The organism is Caulobacter sp., assembly GCF_017744445.1.
In the GTDB taxonomy this organism is placed as follows: Bacteria; Pseudomonadota; Alphaproteobacteria; order Caulobacterales; family Caulobacteraceae; genus Caulobacter.
Genome location: NZ_JAGIBH010000001.1, coordinates 1 through 20364, shown reverse-complemented (window position 1 = coordinate 20364; position 20364 = coordinate 1). Strand labels below are relative to the sequence as shown.

General features: G+C 68.4%; 21 protein-coding genes and 2 pseudogenes. 9 read left to right on the top strand and 14 right to left on the bottom strand.

The annotated features are described in order from the left end of the window. Window positions 1–53: 53 nt before the first annotated feature. Window positions 54–749 (bottom strand): DnaJ family molecular chaperone, encoded by a 696-nt coding sequence (locus J7528_RS00115; RefSeq protein ID WP_291870121.1) that lies wholly within the window; start codon window positions 747–749, stop codon window positions 54–56. A 280-nt stretch (window positions 750–1029) separates the two neighbouring features. On the opposite strand from J7528_RS00115, the gene J7528_RS00110 reads away from it, so the two are divergent. Beyond that, the gene (locus tag J7528_RS00110) at window positions 1030–1875 is read left to right on the top strand and encodes a hypothetical protein (protein WP_291870119.1); all 846 of its coding nucleotides are present in this window, start codon (window positions 1030–1032) and stop codon (window positions 1873–1875) included. 3 nt (window positions 1876–1878) lie between these two features. On the opposite strand, the gene J7528_RS00105 is transcribed toward J7528_RS00110, so the two are convergent. Continuing rightward, window positions 1879–3324, bottom strand: a complete 1446-nt coding sequence (locus J7528_RS00105) for a GH1 family beta-glucosidase (protein ID WP_291870117.1) — start codon at window positions 3322–3324, stop codon at window positions 1879–1881. Between the two features lie 90 nt (window positions 3325–3414). On the opposite strand from J7528_RS00105, the gene J7528_RS00100 reads away from it, so the two are divergent. After that, on the top strand, window positions 3415–3612 hold the full coding sequence (locus J7528_RS00100; protein WP_291871273.1) for a CopG family transcriptional regulator: 198 nt from the start codon (window positions 3415–3417) through the stop codon (window positions 3610–3612). Continuing rightward, window positions 3578–3880, top strand: a complete 303-nt coding sequence (locus J7528_RS00095; protein WP_363269673.1) for a type II toxin-antitoxin system RelE/ParE family toxin — start codon at window positions 3578–3580, stop codon at window positions 3878–3880. Before J7528_RS00100 ends, J7528_RS00095 begins: the two co-directional genes overlap by 35 nt. A gap of 3 nt (window positions 3881–3883) precedes the next feature. On the opposite strand, the gene J7528_RS00090 is transcribed toward J7528_RS00095, so the two are convergent. The 8 genes from J7528_RS00090 to J7528_RS00055 form a co-directional block, all read right to left on the bottom strand. Beyond that, on the bottom strand, window positions 3884–6043 hold the full coding sequence (locus J7528_RS00090) for an EAL domain-containing protein (RefSeq protein ID WP_291870115.1): 2160 nt from the start codon (window positions 6041–6043) through the stop codon (window positions 3884–3886). Window positions 6044–6162: 119 nt separating this feature from the next. Continuing rightward, window positions 6163–6636, bottom strand: coding sequence for a DUF805 domain-containing protein (locus J7528_RS00085; protein WP_291870113.1), 474 nt, complete (start codon window positions 6634–6636; stop codon window positions 6163–6165). A 151-nt stretch (window positions 6637–6787) separates the two neighbouring features. Next, on the bottom strand, window positions 6788–9472 hold the full coding sequence (metH, locus tag J7528_RS00080) for a methionine synthase (protein WP_291870111.1): 2685 nt from the start codon (window positions 9470–9472) through the stop codon (window positions 6788–6790). Between the two features lie 133 nt (window positions 9473–9605). Continuing rightward, complete coding sequence (locus J7528_RS00075; protein WP_291870109.1) at window positions 9606–10682, bottom strand: homocysteine S-methyltransferase family protein; 1077 nt, start codon at window positions 10680–10682, stop codon at window positions 9606–9608. Then, window positions 10679–11554 (bottom strand): CAU/MBL1b family subclass B3 metallo-beta-lactamase, encoded by an 876-nt coding sequence (gene blaCAU, locus J7528_RS00070; RefSeq protein WP_291870106.1) that lies wholly within the window; start codon window positions 11552–11554, stop codon window positions 10679–10681. The genes J7528_RS00075 and blaCAU overlap by 4 nt, the downstream gene beginning before the upstream one ends. After that, window positions 11551–12495, bottom strand: a complete 945-nt coding sequence (gene metF, locus J7528_RS00065) for a methylenetetrahydrofolate reductase [NAD(P)H] (RefSeq protein WP_291870103.1) — start codon at window positions 12493–12495, stop codon at window positions 11551–11553. Before metF ends, blaCAU begins: the two co-directional genes overlap by 4 nt. Next, the gene (locus J7528_RS00060; RefSeq protein ID WP_291870100.1) at window positions 12492–13469 is read right to left on the bottom strand and encodes a metalloregulator ArsR/SmtB family transcription factor; all 978 of its coding nucleotides are present in this window, start codon (window positions 13467–13469) and stop codon (window positions 12492–12494) included. Before J7528_RS00060 ends, metF begins: the two co-directional genes overlap by 4 nt. A 43-nt stretch (window positions 13470–13512) precedes the next feature. Continuing rightward, window positions 13513–13887, bottom strand: a complete 375-nt coding sequence (locus J7528_RS00055) for a VOC family protein (RefSeq protein WP_291870098.1) — start codon at window positions 13885–13887, stop codon at window positions 13513–13515. 116 nt (window positions 13888–14003) lie between these two features. On the opposite strand from J7528_RS00055, the gene J7528_RS00050 reads away from it, so the two are divergent. From J7528_RS00050 to J7528_RS00040, 3 genes are all read left to right on the top strand, one after another. Continuing rightward, window positions 14004–14303, top strand: a complete 300-nt coding sequence (locus J7528_RS00050) for a PadR family transcriptional regulator (RefSeq protein WP_291870095.1) — start codon at window positions 14004–14006, stop codon at window positions 14301–14303. Then, entirely contained in the window at window positions 14300–14905 is a 606-nt protein-coding gene (locus J7528_RS00045) for a hypothetical protein (RefSeq protein WP_291870091.1), read from the top strand. Before J7528_RS00050 ends, J7528_RS00045 begins: the two co-directional genes overlap by 4 nt. Before the next feature lie 85 nt (window positions 14906–14990). Further along, window positions 14991–16112, top strand: coding sequence for a serine hydrolase domain-containing protein (locus J7528_RS00040; protein ID WP_291870089.1), 1122 nt, complete (start codon window positions 14991–14993; stop codon window positions 16110–16112). Here the strand turns inward: J7528_RS00040 and J7528_RS00035 are convergent. Next, window positions 16092–16415, bottom strand: a complete 324-nt coding sequence (locus J7528_RS00035; RefSeq protein ID WP_291870086.1) for a transcriptional regulator — start codon at window positions 16413–16415, stop codon at window positions 16092–16094. The two genes, J7528_RS00040 and J7528_RS00035, sit on opposite strands and share 21 nt — an antisense overlap. Before the next feature lie 70 nt (window positions 16416–16485). Between J7528_RS00035 and J7528_RS00030 the strand changes: the two are divergent. Both J7528_RS00030 and J7528_RS00025 read left to right on the top strand, forming a co-directional pair. Further along, a pseudogene (locus J7528_RS00030) lies at window positions 16486–16818 on the top strand (carboxymuconolactone decarboxylase family protein); the annotation flags it as partial. Beyond that, on the top strand, window positions 16801–17028 hold the full coding sequence (locus tag J7528_RS00025) for a hypothetical protein (RefSeq protein ID WP_291871269.1): 228 nt from the start codon (window positions 16801–16803) through the stop codon (window positions 17026–17028). The pseudogene J7528_RS00030 and the gene J7528_RS00025, both read left to right, overlap by 18 nt. On the opposite strand, the gene J7528_RS00020 is transcribed toward J7528_RS00025, so the two are convergent. Then, complete coding sequence (locus J7528_RS00020; protein WP_291870083.1) at window positions 17025–17675, bottom strand: hypothetical protein; 651 nt, start codon at window positions 17673–17675, stop codon at window positions 17025–17027. The genes J7528_RS00025 and J7528_RS00020 overlap by 4 nt on opposite strands. A 5-nt stretch (window positions 17676–17680) precedes the next feature. Next, window positions 17681–18640, bottom strand: coding sequence for a 2-hydroxyacid dehydrogenase (locus tag J7528_RS00015; protein WP_291870081.1), 960 nt, complete (start codon window positions 18638–18640; stop codon window positions 17681–17683). A 235-nt stretch (window positions 18641–18875) separates the two neighbouring features. On the opposite strand from J7528_RS00015, the gene J7528_RS00010 reads away from it, so the two are divergent. Further along, on the top strand, window positions 18876–19298 hold the full coding sequence (locus tag J7528_RS00010; RefSeq protein ID WP_291870078.1) for a hypothetical protein: 423 nt from the start codon (window positions 18876–18878) through the stop codon (window positions 19296–19298). Between the two features lie 37 nt (window positions 19299–19335). Here J7528_RS00010 and J7528_RS00005 read toward each other — a convergent pair. Next, window positions 19336–20364, bottom strand: a pseudogene (locus J7528_RS00005) (hypothetical protein); the annotation flags it as partial.

The window sequence follows — 20364 nt, the reverse complement described above, 5'->3', positions numbered from 1 at the left end:
AAAAGCCTTTTCCCGTCCTTAGGGTGACGAGCGCCCCGAGACAGATTGTCTCGTCAACCCGCCGCGGCCAGCCCCAGTTCCCGGCGCTCGCGCATCACGGTCGAGAAGGCGGCGTTGATGGCGGCGGCCTTCTCCTCGGCCAGGGCGATGAAGTCGGCCGGCAGGCCCCGGGCGCGGGCGCGGTCGGGGTGGGCGTTGGTCAGGGCGATCTTCCAGGCCTTGCGCACCGTGGCGTCGTCGGCGTCGGCCGGCACTTCCAGAATGGCGTAGGGGTCGTCCTTGCCGACGCCAAGGTGGGTGGCGCGCAGGCGGCGGAACGACAGCGGCGACATGCCGAACAGATTCGACACCCGCTCCAGGTAGTCCAGCTCGTCCTGGGTCACCACACCGTCGGCCTTGGCGATGTGGAACAGGCCGTCGACCACGTCCTCCAGCAGCTGCGGGCAGCTGGAATAGCGCTTGGCCAGGCGCTTGGCATAGCTCTCGAAGCCATGCGACGTCTGGCGAGCCAGGTCGTACAAGCGGTGGATGTTGGGCTCGGACGCCGGATCGGGCTGGAACACCTCGGTGAAGGCGGCGAACTCACCGCCGTCGGCGCGGCCGTCGATCTTGGCCAGCTTGGCGCCCAGGGCGGTCACCGCGGTCGAGAACGCCGGGTCCTCGCCCGGCAGACCGCCCGGACATTCGGTGCAGTCGGCCAGGTCCAGGCGACGGGCGGCGATGCTCGCGATATTGCGCCAGAAGCTCATGAAGCGCCTCGAATCCAGCGGCGGATGGAAGAAATACGCGTGAAGGGGCGAACCGGATCACCTCGTCACGATGCTTCTAGCACAATGAGAATGATCGTTCACATGACTTTCCCGCAATGCGGCGAAACGTCTGAACCCTTAAGGTGGCCGGTAGGGTGGAGCCATCGGCCAGTTCGCCCGTTATGGCTCCGCTTGGCGGGAAACGGCCACGCTACGGTCCCATTCGGGCCCGAAATGCTTTAGTCACGACGCTTCGTATTTCAAAAGGACCTCCGCCCGCATGGCGAACGCCCTCTTTCTTGCTCTCGCGCTCCTGGCCCAGGACGGCCAAACGTCCCAGGGCCCCAATGCTCCGCCGACCGACGAATATGGCTATGTGGCCTGGTGCTATGGCGCCCTGGGCGGCTACGCCAATCTATACGATCGCGTGATGCCGGAGGTGACGCGCATCGAGAAAGCGTTCCCCGGTCCCGACGGCGTGGCCGCCTCGCTGAAGACCTATCCGGAGATGCGCACCCAGGCGCAGAAGGATCTGAAGACCTTCGCCTCGGCGATCACGGCGGCCGAGAAGGCCAGCCCGCGCCCGATCTCGGAATATGGCGGCGCCCAGGTCAAGCGCGGCGCGGCCATCTGGCAGGGCGCCGACTCGGTCGACAAGGCGCGCCTGGCCCAGATGTGGATGAGCTGGAGCCCGCCCGGCGATTGCGAAAAGCGCGCCAAGGCCCTGGAGATGAAGTCCAGCATCCTGGGCAAGGCGTTGAACTACAACGCCGGCTCGGCCACGACCCAAGCGCCGCAAGCCCCACCGCAAACGCCCACGCCGGTCGCCGAAGCCGCTGCGCCCGCGCCTGAATCCGTGGCGCCGCCGAAGCCGGAACCGGCCAAGGCCGTCGCCCCCGCCAAGCCGGCGGCGGCGCCCAAGCCCGCTCCCGCTCCCGCCCAAACTGCTCCCGCCAAGACGGTGAAGGCCGAGACCAAGCCCGCCCCGGCGCCGGCCGCCAAGAAGCTGCCGCCGATCGGCGGAAACGAGATCATCGTCGACCCGGTCAACCCCGTCCCCTGCGCCGGCAGCCTGGTCCCCGCCAAGCGCGGCGGCCGCGACGTGCTGATCTGCAAGAAGGACTAGGCCTCAAGCGGCCGGCAGCAGCCCGCTGTCGGCCAGCGCCTTGAACCACGCATACGACGCCTTGGGCGTGCGCACCCCGGTCGACCGGTCCATCGCCACCAGGCCGAACTTCGAGGTGTAGCCCAGGTCCCACTCGAAGTTGTCGATCAGGGTCCACTCGAAATAGCCGCGCACGTCGCAGCCGGCCTCGCGCGCGGCCAATACCGCTTCCAGGTGGCGGCGCAGATAGGCGATGCGGAAGTCGTCCTTCAGGATCCCCGGCCCGTTGCCGAAAGGGTCCGAGCAGCCGTTCTCGGTCACCAGCATCTTCGGCGCGCCATACTCTCGGCGCACGCGGTCCAGCACCTCGAACAGCCCCGACGGGTCGATGTGGCGGCCGAAGGCGTCCAGCTCCGCGCCCTTGGGCGGATTGGCCGGCGCGATCTTGCTGGGCGAGTTCAGGTCCAGCCGCACATAGGCCGGCGCGTAGTAGTTCACCCCCAGGAAGTCGACCGATTGCTTGACCGTCTTCAGGTCGCCGTCCAGCACGACGCCCTTGAGGAAGTCGTCCATCTCCTTGGGGTAGGTCCCGCGAAACAGCGGATCCAGCCAGGCCTTGTTCCACAGCGCGTCCAGCCCGTCGGACGCCAAGCGGTTCCAGATCGCGAACGGCCCACCCGCCGGCCGGCAGGGCTGCAAGGCCATGGTCGTGCCGACGTTCAACCCGCTCGCTCCGGCCCGCAACGCCTGCATGGCCAGGCCCTGGCCCAGGTTCATGTGATGGACCACCTTGCCCAGCAGGTTGATGTCCTTGAGCCCCGGCGCGTGCTCGCCCAGCACATGGCCGAAGACCGCATGCACGGCGGCCTCATTGAGGATGATGTAGTTCTTCAGCCGGTCGCCCAGCTTCTCGACCAGGGCATGGGCATAGTCGGCGAAGCGCAGGGCGGTGTCGCGATTGGCCCAGCCGCCCATTCCCTGCAATCCCTGCGGCAGGTCCCAGTGGAACAGGGTCGCGTACGGCGTGATCCCCTTGGCCAGCAGCGCGTCGACCAGCTTCGAATAGTGATCCAGCCCCGCCGGGTTCACCGCCCCCTGCCCCGTCGGCAGCACCCGCGACCAGCTGATCGAGAAGCGGTAGGCGCCCAGTCCCGCCCCGGCGATTAGGTCGACATCGTCCTGGAAGCGGCGATAGCTGTCGGTGGCCACCGTGGCGTCCGAGCCGTCCTTCACATGGCCGGGGACTTTCTCGAACAGGTCCCAGACGCTGGGCCCGCGCCCGTCGGCCTCTTGTGAGCCCTCGGTCTGGAAAGCGGCCGTGGCCACACCCCAGACGAAGTCCTTGGGAAACTGCCGGCTCTTGGGTTTGAGGTCGGTCTCGTGAGCGCCTTCGCAGCCCGACAGCCCCACGACCGCCCCGCCCAAAGCAAGCGCCCCCAGCGCCCGGCGGCTAACGCCTGACCGTTCCATCGTCCCCTCCCGTCTTGTCGTTGGGGGAGGAGGATGAAGGCGGCCCCGCCTCTTCGCAATCCTGCCCTAGCGGCGCCCCTCCCCTGGGCTCTGGCCTCGTGCTACGATCGCGACATGAAGCCCGAACCGTCTATCTTTGATGTCGATGACGTCGCGGATGCGGCAGCCGACGCCGAGGGCGTGGCCGATCTGGACGCTGGCCGTGTCGTGACTCACGAACGCATGAAGGCTTGGCTTCTGTCGTGGGGCGCGCCTGACGAGTTGCCCGCACCTTCCAAAGACCGTTGAACGTTATCTGGTCCGCCCGCTCCGGCGCGACCTGGAGGGTATTCGCGCCTATATCGGACAGGTCGCACCACTCGCGGCTCAACGGTTCGCGCTGCGCTTGGTCGCGGCGGTTGAAAGTCTAGGCGATCACCCCAACCGGGGCCGGCATGTTCGCGGCAGCGTGCGCGAATTCGTGGCTATCCCACCCTATGTCATCCGCTATCGGGTTCGAGCCACTTTCGTCGAGATCGTGCGGATCAAGCACGGCGCGCAACAACCTGACGCGTGATCGCTAGCGCACCGTCTCGCGCACGCCGGCGATCGCATCAGCCGGCATCGGGCGACCCAGCAGGAAGCCCTGGAACTCGGTGACGCCCAGCTTGATCAGGGCCTCGAACTGACCCTCCGTCTCGACGCCCTCGGCCGTGGTCTTCAGGCCCAGCGACTTGGCCAGGCTGACGATGGCCGACGCGACCGCCAGGCTCTCGCCGTTGCCCGGCAGGCTGGAAACGAACGAGCGGTCGATCTTCAGCTTGTCGATCGGATGGCGGCGCAGATAGGCCAGCGAGGCGTAGCCGGTGCCGAAATCGTCCAGGGCCAGGCGGAAGCCCAGGCGCTTGAGGCGGCGCAGGGCCTCGTGGACGCCGTCGCTATCCTTCAGCAGGGCCGTCTCGGTGATCTCCAGCATGAAGACGTCGGCGCGGGCGCCGGTCTCGGCCAGGGTGGCGACCATCTCGTCGACGAAGCCCGGGGCCGACAGCTGGATGGCCGAGACGTTGACCGACACCTCCAGGCCCGACCAGCGCAGGCTGTCGTAGCAGGCGCGGCGGAACACGGCCGCGCCGATCTGGCCGATCAGGCCGCAGGCCTCGGCCAGAGGAATGAAGATAGCCGGCGAGATGTCGCCGCGCTCGGGATGATGCCAGCGGGCCAGGGCCTCGACCCCGACCATGCCGCCGCGCGCGTCGGTCAGGGGCTGATAGGCCACGGTCAGGGCCTCGCTCTCGATCGCCGTGCGCAGGTCGCGCTCCAGGCCCTTCCGCAGCCGCAGGGCCGAGTCCATCTCGGGCTCGAAGAAGCAGAAGCGGCCGCGACCGCCTTCCTTGGCGCGATACAGGGCCACGTCCGCCTGGCGCAACAGCTCGGCCTGACCCTGGTCGCCATCGGAAACCACCGCCACGCCCACCGAGCAAGACAGCTCGGCGCGGCCGATGGAGAGGTCGACCTCGCCCGACAAGCCCTCGACCACGCGCTGGGCCAGGGTAGCCACGCCGGCGGGGTTGGTGTCGGGCTGGATGATGGCGAACTCGTCGCCGCCCAGGCGGCAGATGGTGTCGGTCTCGCGGCAGATGGCCTTCAGGCGGCGGGCGACCTCGCGGATCAGCTGGTCGCCGGCGTCGTGGCCATAGTTATCGTTGACCTCCTTGAACCGATCCAGGTCGATGCACAGCACGGCCAGATGGCCGGGCTTGCGGCGCAGCAGGGCGTGGGCGTGGACCAGGCGGTCGGTGAACAGGGTGCGGTTGGCCAGGCCCGTCAGCGGATCGTGCAGCGACAGGTGCTTGGCCTCGGCCTCGCTGAGCAGCAGCTTCTTGGCCGCGCGGCGGGTGATGCGGAACAGCAGGAACGAGCCGACGACGGCGGCCAGGACGGCCACGGCCAGCATCGGCGTGGCCGACTTCAGCAGCTCCTCGCCCGGCTGGCGCGGCGTCCAGCGCAGGGTGATGCGGCGACCGTCGGCGGCCTTGCCCAGGACGGCCTGGGCGGCGTTGGTGTGGACCTTGTCGGCCGCGACCACCTCGATATGGGCGTCGTGCAGCAGGAAGCGGTCAGAGAAGGTCTTGATGACGCTGTTGGCCACCGGAATGCCAGTCACCAGCAGCGGAGCGCGAGCGCCGCGGGTCTTGGCCTTCAGGTCGGGACGGACCAGCGAGACGGTGATCAGCACCGGCTCGTCGCCGATCAGCTCCACGCGGCTTTTGTGCACGGCGCGCAGCTGCGCGACCTTCTTGGGGTCTGCTTCGATCTTGCGGATCGCGGCGACCAGCGGCGCGGTCGGCCTAGCGTAGCGGGCATAGCTGTCCGGCGCGACATCCTGGCCGTTGATGTGGCCGTACAGCGGCTGGCCGTCGGCATCCAGGACGTAGACGACCTTGTACCCCAGCGCCCCGCCCAGCGAGGCGCCGATGTTCTGGCTGGCCCAAGCCTTGTCGAACTGGTTGTCCAGCTTGATGATCGCCTCGTCCCAGATGACGTAGGGATTGAGGGCGGTCTGGATCTCCTGGCCGCGCTGACGCAGGCCGTTGCCGACCAGGGTCTGCTCGTACTGGCGCTCGCGGACGTCGGCGTGGCGAGTGGCGACGGTCAGGGCCACACCGGCGAGCAGGATCATGCCCGCCGCCATGCCGGCGATCAGGCCAAAGATCTTGAGCTCGATGTTCCTGCGGTCCATCCCACTCCCCTCGGGAAGCCGGCATCGTCCCTTCGAACGGTTGCGGAATCCCTTACCCGAGCGGGCCTGTGGACAAATTATCGCACGCCGTTACGCGATTTGGGTTTTGACTCCGATGGCTACGAGGCCACGTACGGCGTCGGGACGACCTGGGCGGGTTGCAGGGGTTCGAGCTCCTCGAAAGCGAGCATTTCATCGGCGAGTCCGAAGCTGTTCTCGCCATCCTCGCCACGCAGCAGCCCCAGTTCGACCAGCGGCCACAGCTGCACGACCGGAACCAGCAACAACAGCGCGAAGGCGCCGCTCCGATCGCGGTCGTGGCAGCGCCGCACAAGGGCGGCCAGCAACAGCCAGGTCGTCGGGACCAGGGCCACCAGATAGGCCATGCTGGCCGACTGCTGCCAGATCGCCCATCCCGCCTCGGAACCTTCGAACACCGCCAGCGGGCTCCAGGCGGGCAAGCCGACCAGGCTCAGCAGCCCGTCAGTGGACACCGGCGCAAGGGCGACCAGCGTCGCGCCGGCCATGGCCCACCAGAGCGTCGAAACGGGGCCGCGCCCCTGGAAGCTCGCCAACCGATCGAAATTGGACATCACGGACCTCATCCTCGTTACGATGGAGAGGCCGCTGCAAGAACACTGCCGGCTAAGGCGAGCCAAAGAACCCTAGGTAGAGGCCAAGTTCGCGCCAAAATGGAACAGAACGCCCTCACCTCCAGACCGCGAGGCCGGAAAGCGCGCCAAATTAGGCCGCCTCCCCCCGCGCCCGCGCCGCCGGGTCGTAGTTGAGGATCGGCGACAGCCAGCGCTCGGCCGTGGCCACGTCCCAGCCCTTGCGGGCGGCATAGTCCTCGACCTGGTCGGCGTCGATCTTGCCGACGCCGAAATAGTGCGCCTGCGGGTGGCTGAAGAACAGGCCCGAGACCGCGGCGCCGGGGGTCATGGCGTAGCTCTCGGTCAGCTTCAGGCCGGTGGCGGCCTCGGCGTCCATCAGCTTGAACAGCGTGCCCTTCTCGGTGTGGTCGGGCTGGGCCGGATAGCCGGGCGCGGGGCGGATGCCCTGGTACTTCTCGGCGATCATGCGCTCGACGTCGCCGTCCTCGTCAGCGGCATAGCCCCACAGCTCGACGCGGGCCTTGTGGTGCAGCCACTCGGCGAAGGCTTCGGCCAGGCGGTCGGCCAGGGCCGAGGCCATGATGGCGCTGTAGTCGTCGCCGGCCGCTTTGAACTTGGCGACGATCTCGTCCTCGCCATGGCCGGCGGTGACGGCGAAGCCGCCGACATAGTCGGCGCCCTGCCCGATCGGCGCGATGAAGTCCGACAGCGCGACGTTCGACTTGCCTTCGCCCTTGTCCATCTGCTGGCGCAGGGTGTGGAAGCGCGACAGCTCGGCCGTGCGGGTCTCATCCGTGTAGAGCACGATGTCGTCGCCCTGGGCCTGGGCCGGCCAGAAGCCGATCACGCCCTTGGCCCCGAACCAGTTCTCGGCCAGCACCTTGTCGAGCATGGCGCGAGCATCGCGGTAGAGGTCGGTGGCGGCCTTGCCGACCACATCGTCCTCCAGGATCTGCGGATAACGGCCGATCAGCTCCCAGCTGGCGAAGAACGGCGACCAGTCGATGAACGGCTCCAGCTCGGCCAGGCTCGGCTCGAAGGTGCGGGCGCCGATGAAGGCCGGCTTGGGCGGCGTGTAGCCCGTCCAGTCGATGGCGAAGGCGCGCTTGCGGGCTTCCTGGATGCTGGCGCGCGCCTTGACCGTCTGGCCGCGCAGATACTGCTCGCGCACCTTGACGTATTCGGCGCGGGTCTCGGCGACCACGCGGTCCTTCTCGGTCTCCGACAGCAGCGAGCTGACCACGCCCACGGCGCGGCTGGCGTCGACGACATAGGTGGTCGGACCCCGGCGATAGGCCGGCTCGATCTTCACCGCCGTGTGGGTGCGGCTGGTGGTGGCCCCGCCGATCAGCAGTGGAATGTCGAAGCCCTGGCGCTCCATCTCAGCGGCCACGAACACCATCTCGTCCAGCGACGGGGTGATCAGGCCCGACAGGCCGATCATGTCGACGTTGTGCTTCTTGGCCTCGTCCAGGATGCGGTCGGCGGGCACCATGACGCCCAGATCGACGACCTCGTAGTTGTTACACTGCAGCACGACGCCGACGATGTTCTTGCCGATGTCGTGGACGTCGCCCTTCACCGTGGCCATCAGGACCTTGCCGGCCGCCTTGCGGGCCTGGCCCTGCTTCTCGGCCTCCATGAACGGTTCCAGCCAGGCCACGGCCTGCTTCATCACGCGGGCCGACTTCACGACCTGGGGCAGGAACATCTTGCCCGAGCCGAACAGGTCGCCGACCACGTTCATGCCGTCCATCAGATGGCCTTCGATGACGTGCAGCGGCCGGGCGACCGACAGGCGCGCTTCCTCGGTATCGGCCTCGATGAATTCGGTGATGCCGTGGACCAGGGCGTGGGTGATCCGCTCGTTCACCGTGCCTTCGCGCCAGGCCAGGTTAGCCTGCTGGACCTGGCCCTTCTCACCCTTGTAGCGCGGGGCCATGTCGACCAGGCGCTCGGTGTTGCTGACATTGGTCCGCTGCGGGCGGTTGAGGATCACGTCCTCGACGGCCTCGCGCAGCTCCGGGTCGATGTCGTCATAGACCGGCAGGTCGCCGGCGTTGACGATGCCCATGTCCATGCCGGCGTTGATGGCGTGGTACAGGAACACCGAGTGGATCGCCCGGCGCACCGGCTCGTTGCCGCGGAAGCTGAACGAGACGTTCGACACCCCGCCCGACACGCGGGCATAGGGGCAACGCTTCTTGATCTCGCGCGTGCCCTCGATGAAGTCGACGGCGTAGTTGTCGTGCTCCTCGATCCCCGTCGCTACGGCGAAGATGTTGGGGTCGAAGATGATGTCTTCCGGCGGGAAACCCACCTTGTTGACCAGGACGTCGTAGGCCTTGGTGCAGATCTCGATCTTGCGGGCGGCGGTGTCGGCCTGGCCGACCTCGTCGAACGCCATGACCACCACGGCCGCGCCGTAGCGCAGGCACAGCTTGGCCTGCTCAATGAACTTGGCCTCGCCTTCCTTCATCGAGATCGAATTGACGATCGCCTTGCCCTGGACGCACTTCAGGCCCGCCTCGATCACCTCCCACTTGGAGCTGTCGATCATCACCGGCACGCGGGCGATGTCCGGCTCGGCGGCCATCAGGTTCAGGTAGGTGATCATGGCCTGCTGGCTGTCCAGCAGGCCCTCGTCCATGTTGACGTCGATGACCTGGGCCCCGGCCTCGACCTGTTGGCGCGCGACCGACAGCGCCTCGGGGTAGTTCCCCTCGACGATCAGCTTCTTGAACTTGGCCGAGCCGGTGACGTTGGTGCGCTCACCGATGTTGACGAAGACGGGTCTCATGGTCGGTCGATCCAAATAAACCCGCCTTCCTCGCCCTTGTGGCGAGGACCCATCGCGCCGCTAACTTGGCGCTTGGAAAGTCGGGCTCCGCGAAAGCGGAAAACTGGGTCCTGGGCACAAGGCCCAGGAAAGCAGGAAAAAGAAAGCTTTACGCCAACTCGAACGGCTCGAGCCCCGCCAGGCGCATGGCCTTCGGACGCTCGGGAATGGCGCGCGGCGTCACGCCCCGAACCTCGTCCGCCACGTGACGGATGTGGTCGGGCGTGGTGCCGCAGCAGCCGCCCAGGATGTTGACGAGGCCGTCCTTGGCCCATTCGTGCAGGGCGTGGCCGGTCTGGTGCGGCTCCTCGTCGTACTGGCCCATGGCGTTGGGCAGGCCGGCGTTGGGATAGGCCGCGACCAGGGTGTCGGCGATGCGGGCCATCTCGGCGATGTGCGGGCGCATCAGGTCCGCGCCCAAGGCGCAGTTGAAGCCCACGGCAAAAGGCTTGGCGTGCTTGACGCTGTTCCAGAACGCCTCGGCCGTCTGGCCCGACAGCGTGCGGCCCGAGCGGTCGGTGATGGTGCCGCTGATCCAGATCGGCAGCTCCTCATGGCCCTCGTCGCGCAGGTCGAGGATGGCCTTGATGGCGGCCTTGCAGTTCAGGGTGTCGGTGATGGTCTCGATCAGGAAGAGGTCGACGCCGCCCTTGTACAGGGCGTCCACCTGCTGGCGGTACGCCGCGTAGACCTGGTCGAAGGTCACCTTGCGCGCACCCGGATCGTTCACGTCCGACGACATCGACAGCATGACGTTCAGCGGCCCGATCGAGCCGGCGATGAACTTGGGCGAGGCCGGGTTCTCGGCGTTCCAGCGGTCGGCGACCGAGCGGCCGATCTTGGCGCCTTCGAAATTGATATCCCAGACGTCCTGCTCGCCCAGGTGATAGTCGGCCTGGGCGATGGTCGTGCCCGAGAAGGTGTTGGTCTCGGAGATGTCGGCGCCGGCCGAGAAGTAGGCGTCGTGCAGCTCGGCCACGAGATCCGGCCGGGTCAGGCACAGGATGTCGTTATTGCCCTTCATCTGGCCGTTGTAGTCGGCGAAGCGATCGGCGCGGTAGTCGGCCTCCGACAGGCCCTTCTTCTGGAACATCACGCCCCAGGAGCCGTCCAGGATCAGGATCTTCTGCTTGGCGGCGGCCTTCAGGGCGGCCACCCGGTTCGCACGGATCGTAAGGTCGGTCATCGCTTGGCTCCCGGATTGGCGGCCTGCTGGCGCGCCAGTTCCTGGTTGAACCGGGTCTCGTAGCCGTCGACGAAACGGGAGAGTTCGGTGGGGTCGATAAAGGCGTTCGGATCGCCGCGCAGCAGCTTCTGGCGCTTGGCCAGCAAGTCGCCCTGCTCCTCGTGGCTGGGCAGCACGACGTCGGTCGGGATGGCCCGCATGGCCGCGAAGCTCATCCGGTAGTCGGCGACGATGTTGCGGTGGGTCTTGTTGCCGACCAGGTGGTTGCCGGCCACCGACAGCGAGCACGGGAAGGTCACGTTCAGCGGCCGGCCCTTCTCGGTCACCGCCATGGTCCAGGTGGTGCAGCCGATGGTGTGGCCGGGCGTCAGGTGAGCGACCAGCGCGGTCTCGCCGACCTTCAGCTTCTGGCCATCGCCGAAACCCTTGTCGACCTTGACCGCCGGAAAGGGCGTCAGGCCATTGTCGTTGTCGCCGAAGTGCTGCCCCTTCTCGAGCGCCGGCTCGTCGGCGCGCGAGGCCCACAGCTTGGCGGTCGGGATGTCGGCCTTCAGCTGGGCCAGGCCGCCGGCGTGGTCGAAGTGGGCGTGGGTGTTGATCAGCACCTTCACGTCCGCCAGCTGGAAGCCCAGCTGCTGGATGCTGCGCTCGATCAGTTTGCCGCCCTCGGCCGACGGACCGCCGTCCAGCAGGACGTGGCCTTCCGACGAGGTGATCAGCCAGGCCGACAGGCCTTCCGAGCCGACATAATAGATGTTGCCGACCACGCGGTACGGCTTGATCGGCTTGACCCAGTTGCTGTTGTCGTCGGCGTGAGCCGCCGGAGCCAACGCCGCCAGGGCGAACGCCAGGGAGATCAGAACACGCTTCATGCCGCAACCTCCGCCGGGGCCGGAGCCGTCTCGCGCACGCCCAGCACGCGGCAGATGGCGTAGACCAGGTCGGCCCGGTTCAGGGTATAGAAGTGGAAGTCCTCGAAGCCCTGCTCCTGCAGCTTGGCGCACATCTCGGCGGCGACCGAGCAGGCGATCAGGCGGCGGGTCTCGGCGTCGTCGTCCAGGCCTTCGAACAGGTTGGCCAGCCAGCCCGGGATCGCCGTGCCGCACGCGGCTGACATCTTCTTCAGGCCGTTGAAGTTGGTCACCGGCATGATCCCCGGCAGGATCGGGATGGTGATCCCGGCGGCGCGCACCTTGTCGACGTAGCGCAGGAAGGCGTCCAGATCGAAGAAGAACTGGCTGATGCCCAGCGTCGCGCCGGCGTCCACCTTCTGCTTCAGGACGTCGATGTCGTGCTCCAGCGACGGGCTTTCCGGGTGCTTCTCGGGATAGACCCCGACCAGCACCTCGAACGGCGCGACGCCGCGGATGGCCTTGGTCAGCTCGGTGGCGTTGGCGTAGCCGTCGGCGCGCGGGACGTAGACCCCGCCGATGCCGCCCTCGGTCGGCGGCGGATCACCGCGCAGCGAGACGATGTGGCGGACACCCGTCTCCCAGTACTCGCGGATGACCTCGTCCACTTCCTCGCGGCTGGCGCCGACACAGGTCAGGTGGGCGGCGGGCTTGAGGCTGGTCTCGTCCAGGATGCGCTTGACCGTGCGGTGCGTGCGCTCGCGGGTCGAGCCGCCGGCGCCGTAGGTCACCGAGACGAAGGCCGGATCCAGCGGCGCCAGGCGGGTGATCGCCTGCCACAGGTTCTCTTCCATCTGCGGCGTCTTGGGCGGGAAGAACTCGAACGACACGCGCGGACGGCCGGTGCGTTCACCGGCGCGAGCAACGGGACCGATCACGCGGCGGGTGGGCGGAAGGGTCATGCGGCGTTCCTCGAAGCGGCAGCCAGGCCTGGACGGCGGGCCGTCCAGATCTTCACGGTCAGGCCCTCGCTGGTAGCCGGCGGCAGGGCGATATTGCTTTCCAGCTGAAGGCCGGCGGCCTGCAGCCAGGTGACGATCTCGACATCGTCGAAGCCCAGACGGCGATGCTGGTGCACCTCGCGCAGGAACTCGTGGTCGTGCGGGGCGAAGTCGGCGATCAGCAGCAGACCGCCCGGCGTCACCAGCCGCGCGGCCTCGGCCACGGCGTTGGCGGGGTCAGACAGGTAGTGCAGCACCTGGTGCACGGTGACCAGATCGGCGCAGCCGCCCGGCAGGCCGGTGCGGAAGATGTCGCCGTGGCGCAGCTCGCAGCTGACCAGGCCGGCCTTGCTGACCTCGTCGCGAGCGATGTTCAGCATCTGCTGCGAGAGATCCAGGCCGAGAGCGTTGTTGGCGCGCTTGCCCAGCAGGGTCAGCATGCGGCCCGCGCCGGCGCCCAGGTCGACCAGCTCGTCGAACGGCCCCTCGCCGGTCGCGCGCAGGATCGCCGCCTCGACCTCGGCCTCGTCGACATACAGCGAGCGGATCTCGTTCCAGCGCGCGGCGTTGCGGGCGAAATAGGCCTGGGCGTCGGTCGAGCGCTCGGCGCGAACAGCGGCCAGCTTGTCAGCGTCCAGGCGCACGACGGGATCGGTGTCGTCGATCAGGTCCAGGGCCTGCTCGACCAGGAAGCGGCCGGCCGACTTGGCGGCCAGGCGGTAGAACACCCAGGCCCCGTCGGGGAAACGCTCGACCAGGCCGGCTTCGGCCAGCAGCTTCAGGTGCCGCGACACGCGCGGCTGGCTCTGGTCGAGGATGCGGCACAGCTCCAGCACCGACAGCTCCTCGGCCGCCAGCAGGGCCAGGAGCCGCAGTCGCGTGGACTCGCCGGCGGCGCGCAGCACCTCGACAACCTGTTCGGCGGTTAGCTTCATAGGGACATAAAGATATCTTTATGTCCGATTTGGCAAGAGAATATTATGCCTCAGGTTCGCCCTTGGCCGGCTGCCAGAGCTCAATCTTGACCCCTGCGGGATCCAGGAGCCAGGCGAAACGGCCCATGCCGCCCTCGTCCTGTTGGCCCAGGGACTGCACGCCCTCGGCGGCGGCCTTGGCCAGCACGCCGTCGATATCATCGACTATGAAATTGATCATGAACGGCGCGGCCGACGGCGCGAAATATTGGGTGTCGGCAGCGAAGGGCGACCAGTTGGTCGTGGTCTTGGGCTGCTTGAAGATCGCCCCGCCCCACGAATGGATGTCGAAACCCAGCACGCGGGCGTACCAGTCGCGCAACGCGGCCGGATCCTCGGCCTTGAAGAAGATCCCGCCCAGACCCAGCACCTTGGCCATCGCCAGCTCCCGCAATTCCCCGAAGCCACCCTAGCGACGCCCACCTCGCGAACGCTACGAGAAATAAGTCTACATATGTCGATTGACTCATAACTCTACATATATAGGGTGAGTGCATGACCCGGACCCGAGCCGCCTCCCCGCAGACCCGCGCCGTGCTGGACGCCCTGATGGCCCAGCCGCAGAGCTGGCGCTACGGCTACGACCTGTCCAAGGAGACGGGCCTGAAGTCCGGCACGCTGTATCCGCTGCTGATGCGCCTGTCCGACCAGGGTCTGCTGGAAGCCGAGTGGCGCGAGCCGCAGCAGCCGGGCCGTCCGCCGCGCCACGCCTATCGCTTGACCGCCCAAGGCCTGGCCGCCGCCAGCGCCCTGCCCCGTCCCGACGCATCTGGCCTGGAGGTCCAGCCCGCATGACCCGCCTCGCTGAACGCCTGCTCGATCACGCCTTGAAGGTCATGCCGCCGGCCCGCCGTGACTGGATCCGCGCCATGCAGGCCGAGCTGGCCTATATCCCCGATCAGCCGGTCGCGATCCTGTTCGCCCTGGGCGGCGTCTGGACCAGCTATGGCCAGTGGGCGCTGCGGACCCTGCCCCTGGCCCGCCTCATCCGCTGGGCCCTGGCGATCGCCGCCCTGGCCTGGGCCGGCTGCTACGCCGTGGCGACGGCGATGATGGTCGGGATCAAGAGCGCGCCGGGGATGACGCCGCAGGACCTGGGCTCGGGTCCCGGAACGGCCGCGAACCTGCGGTTCTTCCAGACCTATCCGCTGACAAACGTGGCCGTGCTGCCGGTGGTGACCCTGCTGCTGGCCGCCGGCGCCGTGTTGCTGGTCCGGCGCAAGCCTGACGCCTTGCCGCTGCTGGCCCTCGCGCTTACCGGCGGCCTGATCATCGCAATCGCCGATCTCGGGAGGGACTGGCCGCTGGCCTGGTCCAGCGGCTGGATGGTTCCCCTGCTCTGCCTTGCGCCAGTCTGGTGGCTCAGCCGCCGCGCGCCTGATCTGCGCCCCACCTAACCCCTTCAACACCCTCGCGCCGCCTCAGCCGGAAGACCCCGCGTCTCCCGCCGCGATGACGCGCGCCCATGCCTCGGAGATCACGATGCCCTTCGACCGTCGCCAACTGCTGCTGGGCGGCGCTGCCCTGGCCGCCACGCCGGCTCTCGCCGCCGAGAACAAGACCGCCGACGCCATCGCCCAGCAGCTGCTGGCCACCAACACCGCCCCAGCCCTGTCGCTGGCCGTCGCCCGCCCGAGCGGCCTCGTCTGGGCCAAGGCCCTGGGCAAGGCCGACCTCCAGTTGGACGTCGCCACCACCCCCGCCCACCGCTTCGGCCTGGGCTCGGTCAGCAAGGTCGTCACCACCACGGCCGCCGCCCGCCTGGTCTCGCGCGGGGTCATCGACCTGGACGCGCCGATCACCCGCTGGCTGCCCGACCTGCCCGACCAGCACCGCCAGACCACGCTGCGGCAGCTCTTCACCCACCGCGCCGGCATCCGCCACTACGACCTCCAGCGCGACCTGGGCGCCAAGGCGCCGGGCGGCCCCATCGGCCAGCGGGCCTATCCGTCGAACCGCGAGATCCTGGACATCTTCATCAACGACCCGCTGATCGCCCCGCCGGGGACCAAGGTCGCCTATTCTTCGCACGGCTACACCCTGGCCTCGATCGTCATGGAGACCGCCGCCAAGCAGCCCTTCGTAGACCTGCTGAAGGCCGAGGTCGGCGTCCCGTTCGGTCTGGCCAGCCTGGACGGCGACGACAGCTTCGCGATCAAGCCCGGCCGGGTCGCGGGCTATACCGACGCCAAGCTCTACAAGAGCCTGGGTTATCCGCTCGCCCAGGAGGGCCTGGCCAACGCACGCCGCGACAACCCCGCCTATAAGTGGGCAGCCGGTGGGCTGATCATGACCCCCTCGGACATCGCACGCTTCGGCGCGGCGCACCTGGACAGCAAGATCACTAAGGCCGAACGCGCCCTGCTCTTCACACCCATGACCGAGAAGACCGGCGCCATGCCGCCGCTGGGCCTGGGCTGGCGGATCGACGCCGATGAGAAGGGCCGCCCGCGCTGGCACCACGCCGGCTCCGACGAAGGGTCCCGCGCCAGCTTGGTGATCTATCCGGAACTGGGCCTGTCGATCGCCTTCGCCACCAACCTGTTCGCTTCGCCCGGCAATGTGCTGAAGCCCTCGTCGGACCTAGCCGACGCCTTCGCCTAGGTCGTTGGCCCACGCCTCGGACCAGGCCATCAGCGGCCAGAGCGCAGCGATCAGTTCGGCCCCACGCGGGCTAAGACGATAACCGCCCTCTGCCGCCACGATGTCGGCGGCGCGCAGTTCCGACAGGCGGGTGTTGAGCGTGCCAGGCGGCAGCTCGGCCGCCGCCTGCAAGGCGCGGAAGGTCAGCCCCCGCCCCTCACGCAGCTCCCAGACGATCCGCAGCGCCCCACGCCGGCCCAGCAGATCCAGCGCCGCCATGATCGGCTTGCCGGTGTCCGAGCCCCGAACGGCGCGCCCCGGCAAAGGCGCTTCATTTTTTGTAGCGTCGCTGGAATTTTCCATGTTACAAATTTTGTAGCACGGAGGATCTTCGATGTCGCCCAGGATCGCCCCCGCCGAGGCCCCCTATCCGCCCAGCGTCGCCCGCACGCTGGAACAGCTGAAAACCCCCGGCGACCAGCCGCTGTCGCTGTTCCGCACCCTGGCTCGCGACGAGCGCCTGTTCGCCCGCTTCACCGGCGGCGGCCTGCTGGACCCCGGCCATCTGCCACTGCGCGAGCGCGAGATCGTCATCCACCGCATCTGCGCCCTCAACGGCTGCGGCTACGAGTGGGGCGTCCACGCGGCGATCTTCGCCGGCGCGGCAGGCCTCGACGCCGGACAACTGGCGGCCACCGTCGCGCCAGGGATCGCGCCCTGCTGGGCCCCGCGCGAGGCGCTGCTGATCAGCTTCTGCGACGCCGTCCACGCCCGCGCCGACATCGACGACGCCCTCTGGACGCGCCTGACCGAAGCCTTCAGCGAAGAGGCCCGGATCGAGCTGATGATGCTGGTCGGCTTCTACCGAACCGTCAGCCTGCTGGCGAACGGCCTGCGCTTGGCGCCGGAGGGGTTCGCCGCGCCGTTTCCGGCCTAGCCGCAGGTCTCAGAGACCTTGGTCCAGATTTCCCGGCTCTCGATCACCGTCTCGTTGCCGGGCACCGCGCCGCCGCCCAGGCTGGCCTTCAGAGCGGCCAATTGCTGCTTGGCGGCCTCGCGCTCTTCGGGCGGGCCGGAGCGGATGGCCTCCTCGATCTGGGCGATGACCGGAGCCATCGCGGCGCTCGTCTGGGCGGGAACCGGCGCGCCACCCATCGGCGCCTGACGCGTCTGGAACGTCCGCTCCCAGCGCCCGTCGGCCAGCTTGCGGAAGTTGTCCGAGATCAGCTGCCCGCCCGAACAGGCCGTCTGGTAGGTCGAGCCGCCGCCGGGCAAGGCGTTGAAGGCCTGGGTCGCGCAGTTCGAAGGAACGGGCGGCGGCGCACTAGGGCCCTTCACACACCAGTGGTGGCGGCCCTGCCCCGGATAGGACTGGGTCGTCACCGCGCCGTCGGGACCGGTCTGCTCCAGGGTCGCCGCGCCGGTCGCGCCGTCCAGGCGCTGGACGCTCTTCATGACCATCGGCCCCGAGCGCACGGTCGTGGTGGTCTCGGAATCGATGCGGTAGTCGCCCGGCGGCGGCGCGACCTGGCCCGCCGCCAGCGAAAGGAAAGCGGCCGCGCCGCCCAGGACCAAAGCCCTCATGCGCCTCAGGCCGCGACCGGCGTGGCCAGGGGTTCGCCGTGAAAGTAGCGGCGCAGGTTCTCCAGGGTCAGGCTGACCATGGCCGGGATGCTGTCCAGCGTCGCGCCGGCCGTGTGCGGGGTCAGCACGGTGTGGGGCACGCCCACCCAGCGCGCCGCCGGGGTCGGCTCCTGGGCGTAGACGTCCAGCGCCGCCATGCCCAGCGCGCCGCTCTTCAGGGCTTCGATCAGGGCGTCCTCGTCGATCAGCGCGCCGCGCGCGACATTGACGATCAGGCCCTGGGGCCCGACCGCCTCGATGACGGCCTTGTTGATCAGGTGATGGTTCGAGGCGTCCGAGCGCGAGCAGACCACCAGCACGTCGCTGTCGCGGGCCAGGGCCAGCAGGCTGTCGGCGCGCGGATGGTCGGTCTCCTTGGGACGCGGGCCCCACCAGGCGATCTTCATCTCGAAGGCCCGCAGGCGCGTGGCCACCGCCTCGCCGATATAGCCCAGGCCGACGATGCCGACCTTGCGGCCGCGCAGGCCATGACGGGGGGCCATGCGTTCGGCGTGGGTCCAGTGGCCCGAGCGCAGGCGATGGTCGCCCTCGACGATGCCGCGCCAGGCGGCCAGGACGAGGCCCACCGCGTGATCGGCGACGTCGGCGGCGTTGAGGCCCGTCGAGTGGGTCACGGCGATGCCATGGGCCTTGCACCACGGCACGTCGACGCCGTCATAACCGACGCTGACGCAGGCGATCAGGCCCAGCTGCGGCATCTCCGACAGCATGTCGCGCGACAGGGCGAACTCGCCGGCATGGACGATGGCCCGAACCTTCCGCCCCGGCCCTTCCAGGAACGCCATCCTGTCGGGGTGGTCCCACAGCCGGTGCACCTCGTAGGCGCTCTCCAGCAGCGGCTGCAAGGGCAGCAGCATCTCGTGCGAGAGCAGGATGTGGGGCTTATCGACAGCGGTTTGCGGCATGCGTGTCTCCTGGGCGGGACAATCGTCTAGCGGACTTGAAGCTACTCTTCTGGGAGCGCTTATCCAGAGCTAAGCAGAGGCTCGGCGGATCGCCAGCCCCCTCCCGACGATGTGAAACATCCCGCCAAGAACCCGGCCAAAGCGTGGCGGTTCCGCACGGGTGCGGCCAAGCTGTGAACAACCATCGTTCCAGCGGGTTTTGCTAGCGCGCCACAACGGCGCTGGAGAAACCCCGATGTTGACCAAGACGCTCGCCGCCGCCGCGGCGCTTTCGCTGCTGGTCGCCGGCGGCGAGGCCCTCGCCGCCCAGAAGTCTTCGACCGCCATGGCCGGCCCCAAGCAGCCGATCCCCTACGACCAGCTCAATGCCTACATGAAGGCCTCGGCCAAGACGCGGGCCAGCAAGGATTGGTGGGCCGGCCAGGCGACCACGGGCATGTCGACCGACACCGCCGCGACCGCGCCGGCCACGGCCAGCGATCCGGCGATGGCCACTCCGCCGATGCCCGACACCGCCGTGAACCCCGCGCCCAGCGCCGCGCCGCCCAGCCTGCCGGTGACCCCGCCGATCAACGCCACGCCGCAGACGGGCGACCCGACCCTGCCGAACCAGCCGGTCCCGGGCGCGCCGGGCGTGCCGCCGACCGAGCCGAAGTAGTCTTGATGGCCCGGGACGGCCTGGCCGTCCCGGCTGCTCAGGCGCCGCCGAAGACGAAGTCGGCCTTGTAGTAGCCCTTGGCGGGATCGAGGATGTCGATCGCGAACGGGGCCGAACCATCGGCCAGGTCCGTCAGCCAGGCGTCGTTGGACCGCACCATGACGCCCAGGTCGGCCTTCTGCGCCTCGGCCAGCAGCCAGCCGACCATCGCCGCCTTGGTCCCGATACCGTTCACGCCATCGCCGCCATAGGCCGCGAAATAGTCGACGCGCGTGTCGATCATGGCGTGGATCTTGGCGTCGGTCGGCGCCGCGCCGAAGATCGTCTTGTAGGCCTCGCGCGTGGCCTCGACGAAGCTTAGCGACCCGTACTTGGCCAGGAACGCGTCCTTGCCCTCGCCCAGCTTGCCCAGATTGACAGCGAAGTTGATGTAGCGGTTCTCCAGATTGAAGCTCTGGTAGTAGGCGCTATTGAGGTTGTTGGCGTTGGGGCCCGTCGGCGAGACCAGGTAGTCGACGCCCGGCTGCCCGGGGATCTTCCCAGTGAAGAATTCATAGGCCAGCGTCGCCACCGAGGTCGTCGCCCCAGCGGCCTTGACGATTTCGACCAGGGCCGTGGTCGGCGTCAGCGCGCCGCTTTCCAGGCGCGACGACAGATCGCTCGCCAGCGTCCCGCCGGCGCCGCCCGTGTTTCGCAGGATGTTGCCGACGACCAGCGTCATGCCGTCGCCCAGCTCGACGGTCTTGTCGGTGAAGCTGATCCACTCGACGTTCCGGACCGTGTCGACGCCTTCGTAGGTCTGGGCCGACGACGGCGGCGCGAAGGGACGACGATCGGCGACCTTCCAGCCATCGACAGTCCAGGTGAGACTGAAGTCGGTGCTGGCCCCGCGCATGACGACCATGTCGGAGCCCTTGCCGCCGTCGATGACGTCGTCGCCCTCCCATCCGGTCAGGATATTGTTGCCGGCGTCGCCGGTCAGGCGGTCGTAGCGGGCATAGGCGTAGAGGCCCCAGTGGCGGCTGAACTGGCGGGTGGCGGTGCTGCTCACGCCGAGCGCGTGGAC